Consider the following 21,904-nt stretch of genomic DNA (forward strand, 5'->3'; position numbering starts at 1 on the left):
TTGTATTTTTTATACTTTTACGTGTTTTAAAGTGTTTTTCTAACAAATTTAATTTTACATTAAAAAATTTTTTTACTTTTTATCTTAATACTTTTTAGTATAATTGAAAAATAAAAAGAATATTAGCATAAAAATATCTAAAAGTAGAAAATAATAATATGGGGTTAAATTTTAGTAATTTTAACTCGCTATTTGTAAAATAATAAAAAGTTAAGTTTTATATGTATATATGTTATAATATATACAAACTGAAAAGGGGTGAAAATTTTATGAACAAAAAATTACCTAAGGGTGCTTATGGTGAAGTTAGTGGAAAAGATTACGTTCCATACATCACAGATAAGTCCAGAACCGGTGGAAATGTAGCTGTACTGATTATCGGTATCATTTTAGCTGCCATTTTTGCCGCATCTACAACTTATTCTGGAATGAAAGCTGGTCTTACTGTTGCAGCGGGTATTCCAGGAGCTATAATAGGTTCTGCTTTTGTCGGAGCATTTGCTCGTCAGAAGGGTATTCTTGGTAAGAATTTAATCCAAGGTATGTCAAGTGGTGGAGAATCTGTTGCAAGTGGATTCATTTTCGTATTACCAGCAGTTATCTTAATTGGAAGCCAAATTACATTTTTCGAAGGCTTAGCTGTTGGAGTTGGTGGAGTTTTATTTGGTATAGGAGTTGCTGCTATAGTTCACAACTATCTAATAGTTGAAGAGCATGGTAAACTTATGTACCCAGAATCAATGGCTATATCTGAGACACTTGTTGCTTCAGAAGCTGGTGGAGATTCAATTAAGTACATGGGAATAGGATTTGTAATAAGTGGATTTATTACTGTATTAACTGGTTCATTCTTAAATGTAGCAAACAATGTAATGAGTCTTGTAGGAAGTAAGTTCTACAAATGGAAATTTGATATCGAAGTAAATCCTCTACTTTTAGGAATTGGATTTATAGTAGGTCTTGAAGTTTCTTTAACAATGTTTGCAGGAAGTATATTATCAAACTTTGGTATCGCACCTTTAATAGGATATTTTACAGATATGGCTAGAGATGGAGCTATGGTATGGAATAATCCTGCGATGCCTCTTAACCAAATGGATGTAGGAGCTATATCTAGTAGTTATGTAAAATATATAGGTGCTGGTATGATGCTTTGTGGTGGTATTATTGGTGCAATAAAACTTATACCAACTATAATCGCTTCTATAAAAGAAACACTTAAAGCTAAATCAAGTACTGGAGAAGGAGAAGAAGGTTCATCTATACAAATGATACTTTTATTAGGTGGAGTAGTTGTTGGATTCTTAGCAGCGTTCTTAATTTCTGGTAATATTGCTATGGCAATTATTGGAGCTATCATATCTCTTTTATTATCTTTATTATTTGTTATAGTAGCAGGACGTTTAACAGGAACAATAGGAACATCAAATCTTCCAGTTTCTGGTATGACTATTGCTTCTCTAGTTATTGTAACATTAGTATTTGTTATAATGGGCTGGACTGATTTAGAAGCTAATAAATCATTACTTTTATTTGGTTCATTTATAGTTGTTGCTATTGCTATAGCTGGAGGTTATACTCAATCTCAAAAAGTAACTTATATCATTGGTGGTAGCAAAAATGAAATGCAACGTTACTTTACAATTGCAAGTATAGTTGGTGTTATAGTTGTTGTTGGAGTAATTTTATTACTTTCTGACCAACTTAGAGCAACTGGTGATAATGTACAATTTGCATTACCACAAGCTAACTTAATGTCAACATTAACTTCTGGTATTATGTCAGGTAGTTTACCTTGGGTTATGATTATTGTTGGAGTATTTATGGCAATTGTTTTATATGCATTAAACTTACCAATAATGACTATAGCTATAGGATTCTATTTACCAATAGCAACTACTTCTATAATATTAGTTGGAGCATTAATCCGTTTATTTGTTGAGTTAGTATCTAAAACTGACAAAGAAAAAGAAGTTAAAGTTTCTAATGGTATAAGTTTATCTTCTGGTCTTGTTGCTGGTGGTTCTATCATTGGTTTAATAGGTATAATATTACAAGTAACTGGAGTTATAACTCCAAAAGTACCAAGTGGATTTGCTGCAACAAATTCAATGGCAATTGCTTTATTGGTAGTTTTAGTTGTACTTACAGCGTTACCTATTGTTTTATCTAAAGTAAAAAACAATGAGCAAGAGTAATGATGTTTTAGATATTGTATTTAAAATTACTAATGGACTTGAATATGAAGTAGATGAAAATAGTATTGTAACGATACTTGAAAAACAAGACCATAAAATCCAAAGGTTTTTTAGAAAGTTAAAAGCTAGAATACCTAAATATAAAAAAATAGAACTGGATGAATATTCTAGTTTCGTGTTTTTACAAATTGATGGTCAGAGAACTGTTAGAGCAATAGGTGAAAACCTAGAAGCTAAATATGGAGAAGAATCTCATCCACTTTACGAAAGATTGTTAGTTTTTTTAAATCATATTGAAGTTAATTGTCATTATGTTGAAAGACTGGATATATAAATATAAGTAAAATTATTATAGGATATATCGGAATGTAAAAGTTAGAAGATAATTATAAAAGAGGCTATCTCAAAATAGAGATAAGCCTCTTTTTTACTGTTGAAATGATGAAAATATATATTAAAACCTACAAATTTAAATTAGAACTTATTAAACTTAATATTAGAATAGTATTATTTATTATTAGCTATTTCATCAGCTAGATTATTTAGATATTCCCATCTTTCATATTTATGTTCAAGTTCCTTTTCTAGTCTTGATTTTTCATCTAAAATTTCTTGAAGTTTGGTAAAATCAGTTGAAAATTTTGAAGTACTTTCATCAAGTGTTGCAATTTTAGATTCAAGTTTTTCTATGTCTGATTCAATATTTTCAAATTCCCTTTGCTCATTATATGAGAATTTAAGTTTTTTATCATTTTTAGGTTTTTCTTTTTTTGAAGTAGTAGAGTCATCTTTTTTAATTGATTCTTTTTTAGATTCTTCAAACTCAATTCCTTGAATCTCTCTATAAATAAGATAGTCGCTATAATTACCTGTATATACATGGATTTTTCCATTTCCTTCATATGCAAATATTTTATTACAAATTCTATCTAAGAAGTATCTATCATGTGATACTGTAACTACTACACCTCTAAATTCATCAAGATATTCTTCTAAGATTTTAAGTGTCTCAATATCTAAATCATTTGTAGGCTCATCTAACAGAAGTACATTAGGAGCTGTCATAAGGATTCTAAGAAGGTGCAGTCTTCTTCTTTCACCACCAGATAATTTACCTATCAAAGTATACTGCATAGTACCATTAAAAAGGAATCTTTCACACATCTGAGAAGCTGTAATTCTAGTACCATCTGAAGTCTCTATATAGTCACTAGCTTCTTTTACATAGTCTATAGCTCTCATATCAATATTCATATGAGAGTCATCTTGAGAAAAACAACCTATTTTAACCGTTTCTCCAATTGAAATATATCCACTATCAGGTTCTATATCTCCATTGATTATGTTTATAAGGGTCGATTTACCCATACCATTTTTTCCTATTATACCAATTCTATCAGTACGAGCTAAAGTATATTCTAAGTTATCTATAACTGTATTACCTTCAAAAGCTTTGGATATATTGTGTATTTCTATTATTTTATTCCCAAGTCTACTTGATGCAACAGATATATCGAGATTTTCATCAGGTTTGAAAGCTTCTCTGTTTGTGAGTTCATCGAATCTTTGTAAACGAGCTTTTTGTTTGGTACTACGAGCTTGAGCTCCTCGTCTAACCCAAGCAAGTTCTGTTCTAATTAAATTTTGTCTTTTATCTTCAATACTTGCTTCTAGTGCAAGTCTTTCCATTTTCTTTTCTAGAAATATTGAATAATTACCATCATAACTAAATAATCTACCCTTATCTAGCTCAATTATTCTATTTGTAACACGGTCCAAAAAGTATCTATCATGAGTTATCATAAGTAGTGAACCTTTTCTTGAATTGAGATATTCTTCAAGCCAATCTATCGTATCATTATCTAGATGGTTAGTAGGCTCATCTAGTATTAAAAGCTCACAAGGAGTAATAAGGGCTGATGCTAAAGAAACTCTCTTTCTTTGGCCTCCAGAAAGTTCTTCTATTTTTTGATTAAAGTCATTTATACCAAGTTTCGTAAGTACTGACTTGGCTTCACTTTCCAAATCCCAAAGATTTAAAGCATCTATTTTTTCGTGTATTGATAATAATTTTTTATTCAATTCATCTGTAAAGTTTGAATTAAGTCTTTCTAAGATTTCTTGATATTCACCAAGTAGTTTTAATTCCTCTGAAGTCCCATTAAATACTTGTTCAAGTACAGTTGAACTTTCATTATAAGTTGGGTTTTGAGGTAGATATTCTATTCTAATACCATTAGTTTTTGTTATATTACCAGTTTCACTTTCTTCAACTCCTGCAATAATCTTAAGCAAAGTAGATTTACCAGTTCCGTTTACACCAATAAGTCCTATTTTTTCACCATCATTGATTCCAAGAGATATATTTTCAAGTAATTTTTTTTCGGAATAACTTTTACTTATGTTTTCCAATGTCATTAAATTCATATAATTCACCTTTATTTCTAATCTATTATTTTTCAAAATGTTGATAGTCTGGGTTTTTCCAATATCCACCCCAACTCCAACCTCTGCTTACAAAAGCATTATAACAATCATCACCTTTTTTTATCATTCCAAGTTTCGAAGTAGACCTATCAGCATAGACTGTGCTTACTTTAGGACTAACATTATCTCCAGAAACTTGAGGGTTCTGCAATGGATTTATATCTATAGCACGTCCTTTACCATGGTTTGAAACGACATCTGTACCAGCTACAGTTCTATAACAAAATGACGAGGTATTATTATCAGACATAGATTTTTCATCTATAGCGTCATAATCATCTATTAGTTTGATTTTTTCAATTGGATATTTTTTTTCATATAATTCCTTAAAAATATCCACAACTTCTGGAGCTAGTTCACTACTTACTATCATTTCTCCTTGATGAGTTTTTTCATCGAATCCATAGTATGTAAGTTTTAAATAAGATATGCTATCAAAGCTTATAGGTTCATCAGAAGGCATAGATTTACCAATCATTTTACTTTTTATATTATCTGGTATTGAAGAATATGAAAAAGTAGGTTTAATATTGTTATCTTCCTGCTTTTTATTAGAGCTTTGATTATTTTTAGAACCATCTGTTGTATTGTTTTTATTCTGCATAGTTTCTTGACTATTTACATTATCTTTTTTATTGGGGCTAGAGAAAAGTATCTCATATATAGATAATAAGGCAAGAAATAATACAGTTATTACAATTGTTAGTTTTAATTTATTAATCTTTTTTCGTTTTGACTTTTTACTCATATTATCCCCCAGTGTTAGATTCATATAAACTATATATATTATACATCATAAAAATAAACTAGGCTAACAATATTTAGTTAACCTAGGACATTTCATTTACAGTTTCTCCAATTATTTTTATTCCAATTTCAATATCTTTAAAAGATAACCTAGAAAATCCAAGCCTTAAAGTGTCAGAACCAGAATTGTCTGTAAAGAATAAATCTCCAGGCATGAATATAACATTTTTTTCATAACATTTTTCCAAGAGTTTTCTAGTATCTATGTTTTTTAGTTTTATAAATATATGTAAACCACCATCACCTAAGATGTATTCTGTGTTTATATATTTTTTTATACATTCATATGCAAAGTTAAATTTATCTCCATAGAACTTACGTATTTTCTTAATGTATTTCTCAAAACCGCCATTGCTCAAATAATCAAATAAAATTCCTTGGTCCAAAAATGATACATGTATATTTCTGCATCTTTTAACACTTTCTAACTTATCGATTACTTTTTTATCTGCAAATATCCATCCAATTCTCATTCCAGGAAATAAAATTTTTGAGAAACTGCCAATATATACAACTCCATTATTCATATTGTCAAGAGAGCAGATAGGAAATATATGAGAACTATTGTAGAGCAATTCTTCATTAAAACCATCTTCTATAATTGCTATGTTATACTTTTTCATAAGATTATAGAATTTGTATCTATTTTCAGGAGTCATTACAATCCCTGTAGGATTGTGATAAGAAGGTGTAATATATGCAAATTTTATTTTATTTTTGTACTCAATTAAGCGTTTCTCTAGCATATTAAAATCCAAACCATCTTCATGTATGTCTACACCTAAAATATTAAGATTATGCGATTTCATAATTTTTATAGCAGTATTATGAGTAGGATTCTCACATATTATGTAATCTTTTTCTTGAGTAAAAGATGACATAATAATGTCAAAGCCTTCTGTAAATCCATTTGTTATTAGTATATCTTTGTTATTAATATCAACACCCTTGTTTGTCATGTATTTTAGTAAATAATCAATAAGGGGTTTGTAACCTTGTGCATATCCATAATTGAGCAATTTGTGACCTTCTAAAGATATTCTATTTAGAAAAGATTTTTTGAATTCTTCCATATCAAATAAATCTCCATCTGGAGAGATACTTTTAAATGAGATTAAGTCAGAGCTCCAAGGAATCTCACTTTTTATAATATCCAATTCATTAGCTTTTTTGGAGTATGTATTCTCTAAACAGTCCCAGTTCAAAGACCATGTAGTATTTGACGATTTATTCTTTGATTTAACAAATGTACCTTTTCCTGAAATAGAGTAGATTAGACCTTCTGATTTTAATTCTTCATAGGTTAAGACTACAGAATTTCTACTAACTTGTAAAAGCTGACTAAGCTCCCTTGTAGAAGGGAGCTTACTATTGTCTGGAATTAATCCTTTTGATATCATATCACTTATATAATTTTTAATTTGTATATAAATTGGTTCGTTGTCATTTAATTTTAGATTTGAAAATATCAAATTACCACCTCAAATTATTTTATCTAATTTAAAGAGTATTCTATAAGTTTATCTAATAGCTCGCTATACTTAATACCTCTAGCAGCTGCACTTCTAGGAATTAAACTAGTTTGAGTCATGCCAGGAAGAGTATTTAGTTCAAGAACATATGGAATACCTTCACTTATAATCATATCAACTCTTACATATGCTTTGCAATTAAAAATTTCCCAACAAGTCTCAGAAATTTCATTTACTCTTTTTTGAAGTTCTTCTTCTAAATAAACAACTTCTTCTTTTGCTCCTTTTTCAACTGAGTATTTAGCTTCATAATCAAAGAAGCCTGAATCAGATTTTATAGATATTGTAGGGAATACTTCTCCATTTAGTATAAATGAAGTATATTCTACACCTGGTATATATTTTTCAATCATTACAAATTCATCCACTTCTAGTCCTTTGCGAACTGCTTCTTCAACTTCATCTTTAGAATGAATAAAGAATGTTGCTACACTTGAACCTCCTGAATTTGGTTTTATAAATACTGGATAACCTATCTTATCTATTTCATCATAATCTATCGCATCAACTGATTTTACTAAAGCCCATGGAGCAGTAGGAAGGTTTGAATCTCTAAGCATTTTTTTAGTTATATTTTTATCCATACACATTCCACTGCAAAGAGGTCCACATCCAGAATATGGTATATCCATAGTTTCAAGTATTGATTGAATACATCCATCTTCACCAAACTTCCCATGTAGGGCAAGTATTGCAAAATCTACATCTTCTGGTATCTTTGTAAATATATCTTTTTTATCATCTATTATTACTTTTACAACATCGTATTTATTTTTATCAAGATTATTATATATCTCTTTTCCTGAGTTTAAAGAAACTTCTCTCTCTGATGATATTCCACCCATTATAACTGCTATTTTCATATTATACACTCCTATTTTGATTTTTATTATTTTAAATTAAATTTTTTATTTACTTACTTAATTATATGAATTAAGAGTTGATGATGAAAGTACCACTATATATGAAGTTTGTATCATGTGTGGTTTTGGAGTAATAATCTAATTTAAAGATAAATTTAAATGATTTTTTAACTTTATTTATGTTATTATTTTTGCTAAAATTATTGTTATGAACTTAAGACTAGTCTTAATGGCTATAAATCAAGGAGTGATAAATTTTGAAAGCTGAAATAATAAGTGTAGGGACAGAAATATTATTAGGTGATATAGTAAATACAAATTCTCAATTTTTGGCTAAGGAACTTGCATCATTGGGAATAGAAGTATACCATCAGAGTACGGTTGGGGACAACAAACAAAGACTCTTAGAATGTTTTGATGAAAGTTTAAAGAGAAGTGATTTAGTAATTACTACAGGTGGTCTTGGACCAACTGGTGATGATATGACAAAAGAAACTGCAGCAGAATACTTTGGTCAGGAACTAGAATTACATAAACCATCATTAGAAGTTTTGGAATCTTTTTTCGTTAAAACAGGAAAAAAAATGGCTGAAAACAATATGAAACAAGTATACTTTCCAAAAGATGCTATAGTACTAAAAAATAATAATGGTACAGCTCCAGGAGCAATTTTAAAGAAAAATGATAAAAGTATAATAGTGTTACCTGGACCACCAAGAGAAATGAAAGCTATGTTTAATGAGAGTGTCAAACCTTACTTACAACAATTTACAAATGAAATGTTAGTATCTAAGACTTTAAGACTATATGGAATAGGGGAGTCAAATCTGGAATTAGAAATTCTCGATATAATCAATGAACAAACCAATCCAACAGTTGCTTTATATGCAAAGGAGTTAGAAGTTACAATAAGAATAACTGCAAAAGCTAAAAATGAAAAAGATGCTTTTGAATTAATAAAACCAGTGGAAGAAGAAATAAAAAATAGAGTTGGTAAATATGTATATACTGAAGGTGATATTTCAGTGTCTGAAGGAGAAACTGTGTTAGAAGATGCTGTTGCTAAACTTCTTGTAGAAAAAAACTTAACAATAGCAGTAGCTGAATCTTGTACTGGAGGTTTAGTTTCTTCATCTCTTATAAACTATTCAGGAATATCTTCTGTGTTTCTTGAAGGTTGTGTAACATATTCTAATGAGGCTAAAATGAAAAGATTAGGAGTAAAAAGAGAAACTTTAGAAGAATTTGGAGCAGTAAGTGAGCAAACAGCAATAGAAATGGCTGAGGGCGTTGCTAAAGGGCTTGAAGCTAATATAGGTATATCTACAACTGGAGTAGCTGGACCTGGCGGAGGAACTGAGGAAAAGCCTGTGGGATTGGTTTATACTGCAATATATATAAATGGGAAAACAGTAGTGAAAAAAAATACATTTAATGGGGATAGAAGAAAGATAAGATTAAGAGCTACTAGAGATTTACTTAATGAATTGAGAATACAATTGGAAAAGCTTTAAATTATTATGATACTGGATATATTTAAAGCATTAGTATAATATAAAATCATTTTTGGAGGCTTTTAATTTATGATAAAACATATATTTTGTGATTTAGATGGAACTCTATACGAAAATGGAACTATAACAAAAAAGGATATATCAGCAATTGAAGAAGTAGAAAAAAAGGGAGTGCAGTTTAATGTTGCTACAGGTAGAATATTTAAACAGGCTCGTAATATTATCAAAGGCAATTTAGATATGAATGGATACTATATATGTGAAAATGGTTCATTTATACATGATAAAGATTATAATGTAATTTTTAAAAGAACTATAGACGATAATCTAGTGAGAAAAGTTATTGATAGATTTGAGTCAAGTGATGCACAATTGTACTTTAAGTATAAGGGTGATGTAATCGTAGGTAGTGATACGACTGCCTTTAGACACTATTCTAGTGATTTTATAGTTGACCCTGATTTTGAGAAAAGAAGTAGTTTTGATAATCTTATAGGAAATATAGGGGTATGCTCTGAAAATTTAGAAGAGTTATCTAGAATAGAATTGTATCTAAAAAGTGAGTTCAGTGAAGTATTAGAAATATATTTTTCTGGAACATATACTTTAAATATAGTGCCTAAAAGTGTATCAAAAAGAGGAAGTATAGAACATGTAATAAAAACTTTAAATGTAAGCCCAGATGAGGTTGCTACTATTGGAGATTCTCCAAATGATATTTGCATGTTGGAAGGATTTAAATACAGTTTTGCAATGTCCAAAGCGAGGGAAGAAGTAAAACAAAGTGCAAATTATATAGTGGATAGTGTGAAAAGTGCTATTGATGTTATAATGGAGATAAATAGTTAAATACAAGATTTATATAGTTAATAAAAAATTAATAAGTTATATTTTTCTACAAATCTATTAAGTAATCAATTTTAGAGATTTGTTTATTTAATATAAAAAATGACTGTTCTAAAGAATTATAAAATTATCTTTTATATTCTATAGAACAGTCATTTTGATTATACTTAATTATAAGTTTAAAAGTTCTTAAATTAACCACAATTTGCTATGTGATATGATTTTATTGTATTAGATAAAATAGCATCTAATATATAATTTATAACGCTATTACATGTATAAGCTGAAAACTTTAAATCATTCATATAATCAGTTTTCTTTTTATATTCATTATAAAGTTTAGTAAAAAATTTCTCAAAACCGTTATTTATAGTAGTACCTTTAATTTTAGACAAATCAACATCTTTTGCGAATGATCCAAGTTCTCTTTCATAAGTGACATGTTTATTTAAACTATGCTTAAATTCCCAGCGTTCACTATGAGCTACACAGAAAAAATCGCACAGAAAGTGACATATAACTCCTAACTCTTGGCTAAGTCTGCTTACTGAAAAATATTTAGAAAGACTATCTATATTAAGACTGCACAAATAGTTTATCTTAGAAAGAATCATATTAAATGATTCATCTAAATAATGTTTTTTAATTTATATTTAGAAAAAGCATCTGGCTTTATATTACCGTATATAAAGTTTTTTTCACTTATAAAGAATGTTTTATTTTCATCTATATTATCAAGTATTGATTTTGCCATAATAAAATGAGTATTCATTAACATATTTACACCTCGTATAGTTTGTTAGACTTATTAAATATATTATTATGATATGATATTTATGATAAAAGTTTAATGGTAAATATATGAAACTAAGTCAATCATATTTATTTAAATAATTTCAACCATATTCATAATACCAGTAAATGGCCAAATTTACAATATGTAAATAGTGTTAAGTTTTTATTTATCAAATTTAAAATTAAGTATTAGTATACTTTCTAATTAACCTACTAGCCTTAGACTGTGAAATTTCAAGGTGTTTAGCTACTTTATAAGAACTTCCAAATTTTTCATAACTATCCAAAATTATATTTTTTTCATACTCCATAATTAAGGTATCAAAATTTTTATTCTTATAATCAATGGATGTTGAATTAGACTTTATAATTTTATTAATGTCAGATATATTCATTTTATTTTCATTAATGTCAATATTTACATTTTTTATAAGGATATGTGGTAAATCATCTATTGTTATATGATTATCTGTGCAGGTAAGTAAGATTTTTTGAATTATATTTTGTAATTCTCTTATATTACCTGGGAATCTATAATTTGCAATAATATCTATGGCATCTTTGGAAATAGTTTTATTTAGATTAAAGTCACTTGAATACCTATTAAAATAATATTTTATAATCTCTACTAGATTATCTCTTCTTTCTCTAAGAGGAGGCAATTTTATTTCTATAACATTTAATCTATAATACAAATCCTCTCTAAATTTCTTTTCTTTTACTTTTGAAATTAAATCAGCATTTGTAGCAGATATAATTCTTATATCGACTTTTTTATTTTTTAAACTTCCAACTGGAGTAAAAGTTTTATCTTGTATTAATTGCAAAAATTTTGCCTGTAAATTTTGTGGTATATCTCCTATTTCATCTAAGAAAAGAGTTCCTCCATCAGCTAATTCTACAAGTCCAACTTTACCTTTGGTACTTGCACCTGTAAAAGCACCTGAAGTATATCCAAAAAGTTCAGATTCAAGGAGTTGTGGAGATATAGTCGCACAATTTATAGTTATAAATGGTCCATTAGTTCTATTACTGTTGTGATGTATATATCTAGCAAGTGAACTTTTCCCTGTCCCAGATTCTCCTAAAAGAAGAACACTTACATCTGTTTTAGAAACGTGATTTACTGTATTTATGATTGGTTTCATAACCAGTCCATCCATAATTACAGTATCTTCAATTCTAAGAGCAGTTCTATATAATGTTTCCACTTCAGATTTATATTTTTTTACTTGTTTTTTTGTATCTTCAAGTTTATTCTTTATATTATTAAGTTCAGTTATATCTCTACAATTCTCAACAGTAAATTCTAAGTCTCCATTTTCATCAAATATAGGGGTAGCAGTTATAATGAGCTTTTTTCCTGTTTGAGTATCTTGTTCTAGTGAAAATTTAGACTTTGTCTTTAATACAACTGGTATGGGGCTTTTTGTTGAATATCCAGATTCCTCTAAAAAAGAAACATTTTTTCCTAAAATATCTTCTTTTTTTAGACCATAATTTTCTTCAAATGCTTTATTGCAATATATGATTATTCCTTTATTATCAGATACACATATTTCGTCATGAGAGGCTTCTAATATCTTTTGGTAAAACTCCAAATCTAATTCTAAATTCAAATCCATTTTTTTGTTATCCTCCTAAATTCTTAATGATATATTAAAATAGGTTTAATTTACTAAATATAATTAAAATTTAATATTTATATAATATATAAGTTTCAGTCTATTTTAACTTTAAATAAGTTATATATAACTCATTTTACAATTAAAACAAGTCTAAATCAACTTAAAATGTATATGAAACAAATATTAAAAAATTGAAATTTTATCAGTGTTGTTGAAAATACTAGGTTTTTGGTGTCGATATATATTGGATTAAAGTGGCATAATTTTTGCTTAACAAAAACTATGTGCATTGACTTAAATAAAATTAGAGGGGAATTTGAAATGGGAGAAAAAAGTAAAGGGTATGTATTTATAGCAACAGCAGGAATATTATGGGCTACACTTGGATTATTTGGAAAGTTTTTAATGGGAAATGGATTAACATCAGAACAGGTAGCATTTACAAGATTGTTTTTTGGATTTATAGTTTTAGGAGTATATTCTTCTATAAGGACACCACATATTTTAAAAATAAGTAAGAAGGGAATCATATATTCAATAATAATAGGTATTATATGTCAAGCTATGTTTAACTTATGTTATTTTAAAGCAATTGAAACTGTAGGTGTGTCAGTAGCAGCAGTTTTATTATATACTTCACCATTATTTTTAGCAGTATTTTCAAAAATCTGTTATAAAGAGAGTATTACTAGAAGTAAAGTAATTTCACTTATTTTTTGTTTTATGGGTGCAGTTATGGCGGTGACTGGTGGAAGTTTAGATTTTCAAAATTTAAGTGCTTTTGGACTTTTACTTGGTATATTATCAGCAATAGCATATGCACTTATGCCAACTATTAGTAAAAATGCTTTGAAAGAATTTTCAAGTTCTACAATATTAGTGTACAGTTTCTTATTTGGAGCTATCTTTATGATTCCATCTGCTAGACCTTGGGAGATATTGTATTATGCCAAAGATTTAAATATTCTATCTTGTATGCTAATGTTAGGTATTGTACCAGCAGCACTTGCATATATTTTTTATGCAACAGGTATATCTAAGGGAGTAGAGTTATCTGTTGCAGGTGTTGTGGCATCAGTAGAGCTAGTTGGTTCTGTAATAATTGGCTGTACTATATTAGGAGAAAATTTTTCTTTATGGAAGCTATTTGGGGTAATGCTGATGCTAATATCAGCAGTAGTAGCACTTAATCTTTCTTATGATGGAATAAGAATGTTTTGTAAATCCAACAAGTTAAAGCAGATTGAAAAAACAGAAAGTATTTAGAATTAGAGATTTAAAAATATTGAGATTTAAAAATACTGAAATTAATAATGTTACATAAAATTATAGGTAATTGTAGTTAATTTAGAAATATAAATTAAATTTTTTACTATACTATATAAATTAATATATTGTTTTATAAATACTAAATAACTATAGAGAGAATTATACTTACATAACACTTTCTATAGTTATTATTTTTTTGATATTGTTTTATGTGTAATAAGTATACATCATTAAAAAAACTTGCAACCTTGATAAGAATTTCGAGCCTTCAAGGTATCATCAATTTGATTTAAAATTTCCCATTTCTTTAGACTCCATAAAGGCCCAACTAGTTCATCTCTTTTGCCATCACCAGTAAGTCTATGGATTATCATAGTTTCAGGAAGTATTTCTAATTGGTCACATACTAGATTTATATATTCATCTTGTTCCATAAGAGTTAGCATGCCATTTTGTAGCATCTTTTCCATAGGAGTGTCTTTTATAACATGTAATAGATGAATTTTTATGCCATCTACACCCATTTTACCAACAGCCTTTGCAGTTTCCATCATCATATTATAATCTTCGCCAGGAAGACCATTTATAATGTGTACAACAACCTTTATGTTTTTAGCTTTTAATTTTTCAACACCTTCAACAAATGATTTATAATCATGTCCTCTATTTATAATTTTAGATGTAGAATCATGAATTGTTTGAAGTCCAAGTTCAACCCATAAGTTAGTTCTTTTATTTAGTTCAGATAAGTATTCTACAACATCATCTGGCAAACAGTCAGGTCTTGTTGATATTGAAAGACCTATGACGTCATCAAGTTCTAATATAGTCTCATACTTTTCTTTTAAAACCTCAAGGGGAGCATACGTATTTGTATATGCTTGAAAGTAACCAATATATTTTGCATGAGGCCATTTCTTTAACATCATTTCCCTTATATTATAAAATTGACTAATAAGATTATCTTTAGGGTTGCCAGCGAAGTCACCAGAACCTTCCTTGCTACAATAGGTACATCCGCCATAACCAATACTTCCATCAATATTTGGGCAAGTAAACCCTGCATTTATTGATACCTTAAAAACTTTTTCTCCAAAAGTATTTCTAAGATAATAATTCCAAGTATGATATCTTTTATTATCAAAAGCATATTTAAATTTATCCAAAGTAATCACCTATTTCTAATAAAATTGTACACTCAATTTGTACAAAAAACATATTACCATAAATATATGACTTAAACAAATTCTATTTTAAGTAATATAAAAAATAATGCAAGAAAATAATTAATATTTTCTTGCATTATTTCCAGAGAAAAATAGAACTAGTCCAAATAATATTATGAAAAAGGACATTATCGATACTATAAATCTAGATAAAAAAAGAGGAGACAAGATAAGGCATACACCAAATAGAGTCTTAATTATATTCCAAGTTGTAAATTTAGAATATGTATTATTCTTGCTATTTACAAGTGCTACTAGTTGATTAAATATTAAATAAAATCCTAAAAATAATGAAAATATACTTTGTATTTTTTGAGGAAATATAAAAAGTAATATACATGCAATTATTAGAATCCATTGAACATTAGTAGATGACTTAAGTTCTTCTTTAGTAGCGTATCTTTTTAATTCATTGATATTTTTTAGATTTAAATATGCAAAGAATAAAAGAGCAATACCAAAAGTCCAAGAAATTAATTTTATCCCTAATGTCTTAAATGTAAGGCATAATAATCCTAAAACGATGAGTAATACTCCCATTAACATAAATTTAGTAGCATTTTCTTTTTTATTAAAGTTATTAAAATCGATATTAAAATTTGTGTACATAAAATCACCTCCAAAATCAATAGAACAATTATAACAGAAATTTATATTCAAATAAAGTCATCAAGTATAAAAATTAAACTATACTTAGTAATTAATTGATAGGTTGTATCATAAACTTTTATTAATAGAATTATATAGGAGGAGGTTTGTCCATGACAAAATTATGGGCAATAATATTTGCATTATTAGCAGGTGGGTCTACTGCACTTGAAGCCTTTATAAATGGAGAACTAGGGAAAAGTACAACAGCATTAGTTGCAACATTTATAAGCTTAACTGTAGGGGCAATATTTTTTTTGGTAAGTATAATAGTTACAGGAGATTTAAAGTGTTTGGTGTCTATAAATGGTTTTAACTATAAGTTATTGCTAGGAGGAGTATTTGGTGGATTAATAATATATTTCACAGTAAAAGCAATTCCAAATTTAGGTGTATCAAATACAATTATATTAACACTTGTATCTCAAGTTCTAGTTGGATTTTTTATTGATAGCGTGATTTTAGGACAAGAAACAATGCATTTATACAAGTACATAGGTGTTATACTTTTAATATTAGGGACATTTTTTATAGTAAATTAGTAATTTAAAGTATTATATAATTTGCTATGCAACTTAGATATTTGGTATAATTATGGTAACAAAACAAAGTTAGATGAAAGAGGTGTTAGAATTGGCTGATGAAAAATTTGTAATGTCATTTAGTGGTGGTAAGGATAGTATATTAGCATTAAATCGAATGTTGAAAAAAGGATATAAGCCTGTGGCACTCTTGACAACTATAAGTGAGGAACATGGAAAATCATGGACGCATAATTTAGAATATAATATGCTTAAACAAGTAAGTAGCAATATAGGATTACCTTTATTAGTTGCTGAGTGTGGCGTAGAAGGATACGAAGAGAGTTTTGAGAGAGCTTTAATAAAAGCTAAAAATATGGGAGCAACAATATGTGCATATGGAGATATAGACATAGAAAGTCATAGAAAATGGGATTCCGATAGATGTGATGCAGTTGGTATGAAAGTAAGTTTACCATTGTGGCAAGAGAGTCGAGAAAATTTAGTATATGAATTTATAGACAGTGGGTTTTGTAGTATTGTAACAAAAGTAAATTTAAAGTATCTAGGAGAGGAATTCTTAGGAGAAAAATTGACTAGAGAACTTGTTAAAAAGATAAAAGATGCAGGTGCTGACCCATGTGGAGAACATGGAGAATATCATACTTTTGTAGTAGATGGTCCAATATTTGAAAAACCTGTAGAATATGAAGTAAAAGGAACTTCAACAAAAGATGGTTATGGATATTTAGAAATAAAATAATTACATAAATAAAATACCTATTATATAATCCTAGTTTTTGCAAAGGTCTAATATTTGCAAGATTGTATAATAGGTATTTTTTATTTTATATATTTTACATAATATTCTTTAAGCAACCTTATTTAGATTAGAGTCTAATGTAGAATAATTCTTTTTTAGGAAAACTATTGATAAAATAAGGCATATAAATTCTGAAACAATAGTAGTCATCCATATTCCTTGACCGCCAAATATTAGTATCATTGAAATTAGGCTTAGAACAACTACTACAAGTCCTCTACCAAGAGATATAACAGTAGAAATTGATGGTTTTTCTACTGAAACAAAGAATCCAGAAATTATTACATTAATTCCTACAAGTAGGAAAGATATAGAGAATATTTTAAATACACGAATTCCTTCATTGAATAGTATTGTTTCTTCTGGGTGTATAAATAAAGAAACTATTGGTCCTGAAAAAGCCATACAAATTGCAAATACAGAAATTGATGCTATTATTGTGGCTTTTATTCCCATCTTTAATAATTTTTTTACATTATCCATATTCCCTGCACCATAATAAAAACTAGTAAGTGGTTGCATACCCTGAGTTATACCCATCATAGTCATAAGTACCAATGTATTTATATAATTTATAACACTGTAATAGATAAGAGCACTTTCACCAATATATTTAGTAAGACTCAAGTTAAAAAGTAAGACAACTATACCACAACTTAATTCAGTAGTCGAATCTGGGAAGCCTATAAATACAATTTTTCTAAGTGTTTTGAAATCAACTTTAAATTTTGAAAAATTCAAGGTTGAGTTTTTTCTTAAAAAATGTATCAAGAAAAAAATAGTAGAAAAGACTTGAGATAAACCTGTGGCGATACCAGCACCTTTTACACCCCATCCAAATTCAATGACAAATAAGTAATCAAGTACGATGTTTGTAAGAGCAGATATTATTACGCCAACAGTAGCTAATATTGGGAATCCATCAGTTTTTATTATAACTTCTAGAGAGTAAGATACTATAAAGAAGCCATTAAAAAATATTATTATTCCTAGATAATCTTTAACCATACCAATTGTGGACTCTGTAGCTCCTAAAAATAATGCTAGTCTGTCTAAGTTAAAAAAAGTTATAGCTAAAATAATTATAGATAATATAATTATTGATACTAAGTTGAATGAAAAGACTTCATTTGCAGATTTAATATCTTTCTTGCCAAGATAAATTGCAATTATAGTAGATGCACCAGTTGAAAATAACAGAGAAACTGCAAATATAAAATTAATAAAAGGCATTGATATATTAACAGCAGCTAAAGCTAATTCACCAACTCCTTTACTTACAAATATTCCATCAACCATTGTATATAATGAGAAAACCCACATTGCAACTACAGATGGTGCTAGGTATTTAAAAAACCTCTTACCTAGGCTCATGTTTTCGTTTATAGATATTTTAGTATCCATTTATTACCACTCCTTGTAAATCTATTATAAAAATATTAAACTATTAATTAATAATTTTATTTCTAGTATAAATGATAAACTATGGTATAGTACCAATGTCAACAGCAAATAGTAAATAATTATAGATTTTATTAAATCATAGTGATTTTAAGCGTTTTATAAGTATATCCTATTATATATATTACTGACATTTAACTGACAAATAGGAAAAAAAGTACTTTAACTGACATTTAACTGACCATTATTTGAATAGTATTTTGCTTATATTTTCAGATACTTCTTTGTCCATTTTATCTAATAAGTGAGAATATTTATTCATAGTTATTTTTATATCTGCATAGCCCAATCTTTCTGAAATAACTTTTATGCTAGTATCTGTTTAAATAAAATAAACTTTATATTGTATAAAAAGGAGTATTCAATGAAGACTAAAATTAAAATATTAAGAACTTCCATTGGAATGACACAGCAACAACTTGCTGATTTAGTTTATGTAACTGAGAGGACAATCATTTCTATAGAAAAAGAACTGTATACTCCTTCGCTCATGCTTGCTTATCGTATTTCAGAGATATTTGGTACAACAGTAGAAGATTTATGCTATCTGAAAGAAAATAAGGTGCTGGAGGATAAACAATATGAAAATTTATAATAAAAAAGGTTTTACTTTTGGTGTCTTGGCTACAATATTAGGAATATGTAGTTTGACAAAAGATATTATATACCCTGAGGATTGGCTAACACTGCAAATTAAGCATGTTGTATTTTCTATAATAATTTTATTGTTTGGGATTATAGCTCTTATTCGTGCATTTTCTAAAAAAGCTGCACAAGAAGATAGGATTGAATCTATGGATGAAAGAAATCGTTTTATAAAGTTAAAAAGTGAAGCTAAGTGTGGAAATATTATATTTTGGATTACAACTATTATTAGCATATGTGGCTTTTTATCTTATTATTTAACAGAAAATATAGTGTATATATTTATTTTTATTACAACAGCAATTCTAAGCATGATATATATTATTATAAAGTTTATTTTGTACCTATATTATGAAAAACATGAATAGAAATATGTAAATTAACTCTAAAAACAATACTATAATACTTTAGAATTGTTTAACAAGTGCGGTTTATATATTATAATAAAATAAATTATTGGTTTTACAAAGAGGTGAATTATATGGCACACATATGTTTTGATGATGTTTGTTGTTACATATTGAAAGAAGCAATGAAGTTAAAGTTAATACCACATAATAAAATCGTAGTATTTGAAGATGATTTATCAATAGGTGATATTTCAGATGTAAATAATTATGAATTAAGAGAAAATATTTTTAGAATTAGAACTGACCTTGAAAATAATCCTAAGTTACTATTCAAGCCAAATTTACTAGAAGATAGAAAATTAGCAAAACATAGAGATATAATAATATGGTGTGCAAATAACCAAAAAGATTTATGTGGTGTATACTATGTAGTTAGTAAGTTTCAAGATAAAAGTATAAAAATTGTATTAATAGATGAAAAAAAGGAAGAAGATTGTCTAATTAAATATTCGTTTACCAGTGAAATGGTTCCAGAAGATTCTCATTTCTTTTTAAATAAAGCATCAGAAATTGGCTTTAATGAAAAGCTGGAAATTAAAAATAAATGGAATGTATTAGTTAAAGAAAATGCTATTTTTAGAGCATTGGTAGAGGAAGAAATTAAAAGTGTTGAAGAAACTTATTTTGATAAATATATATTAAGAAATATTAGTGATAAATGGAGACCTTTAATTGAAGCTGTTGCAGATTCTATGTTTGAAGATGAAATGCATGCCAAAGATTGGTTTATACTTTGGAGGATAATGGAGATGTCAAATTTAAAAATAGTAGAAATTAAAGGCAGTGAAGGTGATATGTATTCTGATACTGAAATAAGAAAAATTTAAGGTTTTGGGGGTAAAGACAGTGAATTTTTGGGAAGGAATAGACAATGAGTTGTCAGGTAAAAACTACACTTGTGGATATTGTGGTTGCTACGTAGGAAGCGAAAAAGGTTATGAAGGTATTTGTCGTACTAGTCCAGAAAAAGAGGTTGAAATAAGCATATATTTATGTCCTAGTTGTGGGAATCCAACGTATTTTGATAAGGACAATAGGCAGTATCCAATGTCTAAAGCTGGGAATGATGTATTACATATTAATAATAAAGATGTTGAAAATTTATATGAAGAAGCTCGAAATTCATTTAGTGTAAATGCATTTACATCAGTAGCTTTATGTTGCAGAAAGTTACTAATGAATGTAGCAGTACATTTAGGTGCTGAAGAGAATAAGACATTTATATTTTATGTTGAATGGCTTGATAAAAAGAATTACATATTGCCTAATTCTAAAAAATGGGTAAACCAAATAAGAAAAATAGGGAATGAAGCTACTCATGAAATTTGTATTGTAAGTGAGGAAGATGCTAAGAAGACATTAATTTTCACTGAAATGTTGTTGAAGATAGTTTATGAATTTCCAGCTATGGCAGAATAATAGGGACTAGATGTATTTTAAGGAAAAATGAATTATTTTGTTATAAATGTGTACAGTATAAAAAGCCTTATTTAAGTTTAGAGAGGATTAATTTGAATGGAAGTAAAAAAAATTGATTAAAAAATAGCTACGCATACTCGTGACTTTAAGTCGTGAGTTAGTAGCTAAAATAGTCAGCATATAGGGAAACTTATATGTAGAGATAGGATATAACCTATCCAATACTACTTGAATTGCTGGAAACCCCTAAAGCTAACCAAACTAAAACATAAGGATGAAATAAACCTAAGTGTGAAAGTTACGAAAGTAGAAAAAATTGGTTAGATGGTATAAGGTTAAACCCTAAGTACTTTAAAATGGGCAATCAGCAGGTAAGCTCCGAATAGGAGAAACTTCAACGACTATTCCTCTTGAGGGAAGTACACTACAAGCTATTGGTAGTGGGTAGACCTTAACGGATAATGCCGAAGGATAAGATATAGTCTGCGCTTGCATGAAAGTGTAAGAAGTTCATAAGAGAACTGCATAGGTAGTAGCGAACTTATGTGAACGACAACCTCAAAAATGATAAAAGTTAAGACTTACGGTTCTTACATATGCTATTTAAAAATAAATATAAAAACCTTTAAAATACTTGTTTAAAAAAATTGCACTTGTTAATATTAGGATGGTGATGAAAAATTGAAGTGACTCAGATATGTATATTTAGTACAATACCATATAACATGGTGTGTAAAATATAGACATACAGTATTAACAAATGAAATTGAAGAAGATTTAATTAATATATTTAGTTGTTACTGTATCAGAAA

Annotated in this window: 19 protein-coding genes and 2 pseudogenes; 12 read left to right on the forward strand and 9 right to left on the reverse strand. The window is 28.0% G+C overall.

Annotated features, from left to right (window positions below):
- Nucleotides 1–269: 269 nt before the first annotated feature.
- Both ACTG44_RS07280 and ACTG44_RS07285 read left to right on the forward strand, forming a co-directional pair.
- On the forward strand, nucleotides 270–2,198 hold the full coding sequence (locus ACTG44_RS07280; protein ID WP_021384126.1) for an OPT family oligopeptide transporter: 1,929 nt from the start codon (nucleotides 270–272) through the stop codon (nucleotides 2,196–2,198).
- Nucleotides 2,185–2,532, forward strand: a complete 348-nt coding sequence (locus ACTG44_RS07285) for a PqqD family protein (RefSeq protein ID WP_021384124.1) — start codon at nucleotides 2,185–2,187, stop codon at nucleotides 2,530–2,532. The genes ACTG44_RS07280 and ACTG44_RS07285 overlap by 14 nt, the downstream gene beginning before the upstream one ends.
- A gap of 173 nt (nucleotides 2,533–2,705) precedes the next feature.
- Here the strand turns inward: ACTG44_RS07285 and ACTG44_RS07290 are convergent, their stop codons facing one another.
- The 4 genes from ACTG44_RS07290 to ACTG44_RS07305 form a co-directional block, all read right to left on the reverse strand.
- Nucleotides 2,706–4,661 carry an ABC transporter ATP-binding protein gene (locus ACTG44_RS07290; RefSeq protein ID WP_479921513.1) on the reverse strand — a complete coding sequence of 652 codons (1,956 nt, stop codon included), beginning with the start codon at nucleotides 4,659–4,661 and terminating at the stop codon, nucleotides 2,706–2,708.
- Entirely contained in the window at nucleotides 4,651–5,433 is a 783-nt protein-coding gene (locus ACTG44_RS07295) for a M15 family metallopeptidase (RefSeq protein ID WP_479918469.1), read from the reverse strand. Before ACTG44_RS07295 ends, ACTG44_RS07290 begins: the two co-directional genes overlap by 11 nt.
- An 82-nt stretch (nucleotides 5,434–5,515) precedes the next feature.
- Nucleotides 5,516–6,964, reverse strand: coding sequence for a MocR-like transcriptional regulator DdlR (gene ddlR, locus ACTG44_RS07300; RefSeq protein WP_479921514.1), 1,449 nt, complete (start codon nucleotides 6,962–6,964; stop codon nucleotides 5,516–5,518).
- 23 nt (nucleotides 6,965–6,987) lie between these two features.
- Nucleotides 6,988–7,887 (reverse strand): D-alanine--D-alanine ligase, encoded by a 900-nt coding sequence (locus tag ACTG44_RS07305; protein WP_021384129.1) that lies wholly within the window; start codon nucleotides 7,885–7,887, stop codon nucleotides 6,988–6,990.
- 257 nt (nucleotides 7,888–8,144) lie between these two features.
- Between ACTG44_RS07305 and ACTG44_RS07310 the strand changes: the two genes are divergently transcribed.
- Nucleotides 8,145–9,401: a competence/damage-inducible protein A gene (locus tag ACTG44_RS07310; protein ID WP_479921515.1), complete on the forward strand. Its 1,257-nt coding sequence runs from the start codon at nucleotides 8,145–8,147 to the stop codon at nucleotides 9,399–9,401.
- Between the two features lie 69 nt (nucleotides 9,402–9,470).
- A complete protein-coding gene (locus tag ACTG44_RS07315) occupies nucleotides 9,471–10,250 on the forward strand; it encodes an HAD family hydrolase (RefSeq protein WP_479921516.1) in 780 nt (259 codons plus the stop codon).
- Between the two features lie 191 nt (nucleotides 10,251–10,441).
- Here ACTG44_RS07315 and ACTG44_RS07320 read toward each other — a convergent pair.
- Nucleotides 10,442–11,025: pseudogene (locus tag ACTG44_RS07320) on the reverse strand (zinc dependent phospholipase C family protein).
- A gap of 199 nt (nucleotides 11,026–11,224) precedes the next feature.
- On the reverse strand, nucleotides 11,225–12,667 hold the full coding sequence (locus ACTG44_RS07325; RefSeq protein ID WP_479921517.1) for a sigma-54 interaction domain-containing protein: 1,443 nt from the start codon (nucleotides 12,665–12,667) through the stop codon (nucleotides 11,225–11,227).
- Between the two features lie 324 nt (nucleotides 12,668–12,991).
- On the opposite strand from ACTG44_RS07325, the gene ACTG44_RS07330 reads away from it, so the two are divergent.
- Complete coding sequence (locus ACTG44_RS07330; protein ID WP_479921518.1) at nucleotides 12,992–13,936, forward strand: DMT family transporter; 945 nt, start codon at nucleotides 12,992–12,994, stop codon at nucleotides 13,934–13,936.
- Between the two features lie 233 nt (nucleotides 13,937–14,169).
- Here the strand turns inward: ACTG44_RS07330 and mnmL are convergent, their stop codons facing one another.
- Complete coding sequence (gene mnmL, locus ACTG44_RS07335; RefSeq protein ID WP_021384118.1) at nucleotides 14,170–15,105, reverse strand: tRNA modification radical SAM protein MnmL/YtqA; 936 nt, start codon at nucleotides 15,103–15,105, stop codon at nucleotides 14,170–14,172.
- 120 nt (nucleotides 15,106–15,225) lie between these two features.
- A complete protein-coding gene (locus tag ACTG44_RS07340) occupies nucleotides 15,226–15,774 on the reverse strand; it encodes a DUF308 domain-containing protein (protein ID WP_479921519.1) in 549 nt (182 codons plus the stop codon).
- 152 nt (nucleotides 15,775–15,926) lie between these two features.
- Here ACTG44_RS07340 and ACTG44_RS07345 point away from each other — a divergent pair, with 152 nt between their 5' ends.
- Together ACTG44_RS07345 and ACTG44_RS07350 are read left to right on the forward strand one after the other, a co-directional pair.
- On the forward strand, nucleotides 15,927–16,355 hold the full coding sequence (locus ACTG44_RS07345) for a DMT family transporter (protein ID WP_479918475.1): 429 nt from the start codon (nucleotides 15,927–15,929) through the stop codon (nucleotides 16,353–16,355).
- Nucleotides 16,356–16,428: 73 nt separating this feature from the next.
- Entirely contained in the window at nucleotides 16,429–17,097 is a 669-nt protein-coding gene (locus ACTG44_RS07350; protein WP_044213136.1) for a diphthine--ammonia ligase family protein, read from the forward strand.
- Between the two features lie 108 nt (nucleotides 17,098–17,205).
- Here the strand turns inward: ACTG44_RS07350 and ACTG44_RS07355 are convergent, their stop codons facing one another.
- Nucleotides 17,206–18,561, reverse strand: a complete 1,356-nt coding sequence (locus ACTG44_RS07355) for an MATE family efflux transporter (protein WP_021384141.1) — start codon at nucleotides 18,559–18,561, stop codon at nucleotides 17,206–17,208.
- A gap of 421 nt (nucleotides 18,562–18,982) precedes the next feature.
- Here ACTG44_RS07355 and ACTG44_RS07360 point away from each other — a divergent pair, with 421 nt between their 5' ends.
- From ACTG44_RS07360 to ACTG44_RS07380, 5 genes and pseudogenes are all read left to right on the forward strand, one after another.
- Entirely contained in the window at nucleotides 18,983–19,213 is a 231-nt protein-coding gene (locus ACTG44_RS07360; RefSeq protein WP_021384155.1) for a helix-turn-helix transcriptional regulator, read from the forward strand.
- Entirely contained in the window at nucleotides 19,200–19,631 is a 432-nt protein-coding gene (locus tag ACTG44_RS07365) for a hypothetical protein (RefSeq protein ID WP_479921520.1), read from the forward strand. The genes ACTG44_RS07360 and ACTG44_RS07365 overlap by 14 nt, the downstream gene beginning before the upstream one ends.
- A 113-nt stretch (nucleotides 19,632–19,744) precedes the next feature.
- Complete coding sequence (locus ACTG44_RS07370) at nucleotides 19,745–20,500, forward strand: DUF1835 domain-containing protein (RefSeq protein WP_479921521.1); 756 nt, start codon at nucleotides 19,745–19,747, stop codon at nucleotides 20,498–20,500.
- Nucleotides 20,501–20,519: 19 nt separating this feature from the next.
- Complete coding sequence (locus ACTG44_RS07375; RefSeq protein ID WP_479918477.1) at nucleotides 20,520–21,092, forward strand: DUF4145 domain-containing protein; 573 nt, start codon at nucleotides 20,520–20,522, stop codon at nucleotides 21,090–21,092.
- A 696-nt stretch (nucleotides 21,093–21,788) separates the two neighbouring features.
- A pseudogene (locus tag ACTG44_RS07380) lies at nucleotides 21,789–21,887 on the forward strand (transposase); the annotation flags it as partial.
- Nucleotides 21,888–21,904: the final 17 nt, after the last annotated feature.

This window comes from Clostridioides sp. LIBA-2809 (genome assembly GCF_056688965.1).

Excerpts from the sequence above, each read along its gene's own strand:
- ACTG44_RS07370 (WP_479921521.1), top strand. The coding sequence starts at position 19,745 with ATGGCACACATATGTTTTGATGATGTTTGTTGTTACATATTGAAAGAA.
- ACTG44_RS07340 (WP_479921519.1), bottom strand. The coding sequence starts at position 15,774 with ATGTACACAAATTTTAATATCGATTTTAATAACTTTAATAAAAAAGAA.
- ACTG44_RS07345 (WP_479918475.1), top strand. The coding sequence starts at position 15,927 with ATGACAAAATTATGGGCAATAATATTTGCATTATTAGCAGGTGGGTCT.
- ACTG44_RS07285 (WP_021384124.1), top strand. The coding sequence starts at position 2,185 with ATGAGCAAGAGTAATGATGTTTTAGATATTGTATTTAAAATTACTAAT.
- ACTG44_RS07360 (WP_021384155.1), top strand. The coding sequence starts at position 18,983 with ATGAAGACTAAAATTAAAATATTAAGAACTTCCATTGGAATGACACAG.
- ACTG44_RS07330 (WP_479921518.1), top strand. The coding sequence starts at position 12,992 with ATGGGAGAAAAAAGTAAAGGGTATGTATTTATAGCAACAGCAGGAATA.
- ACTG44_RS07325 (WP_479921517.1), bottom strand. The coding sequence starts at position 12,667 with ATGGATTTGAATTTAGAATTAGATTTGGAGTTTTACCAAAAGATATTA.
- ACTG44_RS07315 (WP_479921516.1), top strand. The coding sequence starts at position 9,471 with ATGATAAAACATATATTTTGTGATTTAGATGGAACTCTATACGAAAAT.
- ACTG44_RS07350 (WP_044213136.1), top strand. The coding sequence starts at position 16,429 with ATGAAAGAGGTGTTAGAATTGGCTGATGAAAAATTTGTAATGTCATTT.
- ACTG44_RS07355 (WP_021384141.1), bottom strand. The coding sequence starts at position 18,561 with ATGGATACTAAAATATCTATAAACGAAAACATGAGCCTAGGTAAGAGG.
- ACTG44_RS07365 (WP_479921520.1), top strand. The coding sequence starts at position 19,200 with ATGAAAATTTATAATAAAAAAGGTTTTACTTTTGGTGTCTTGGCTACA.
- ACTG44_RS07295 (WP_479918469.1), bottom strand. The coding sequence starts at position 5,433 with ATGAGTAAAAAGTCAAAACGAAAAAAGATTAATAAATTAAAACTAACA.
- ACTG44_RS07305 (WP_021384129.1), bottom strand. The coding sequence starts at position 7,887 with ATGAAAATAGCAGTTATAATGGGTGGAATATCATCAGAGAGAGAAGTT.
- ACTG44_RS07280 (WP_021384126.1), top strand. The coding sequence starts at position 270 with ATGAACAAAAAATTACCTAAGGGTGCTTATGGTGAAGTTAGTGGAAAA.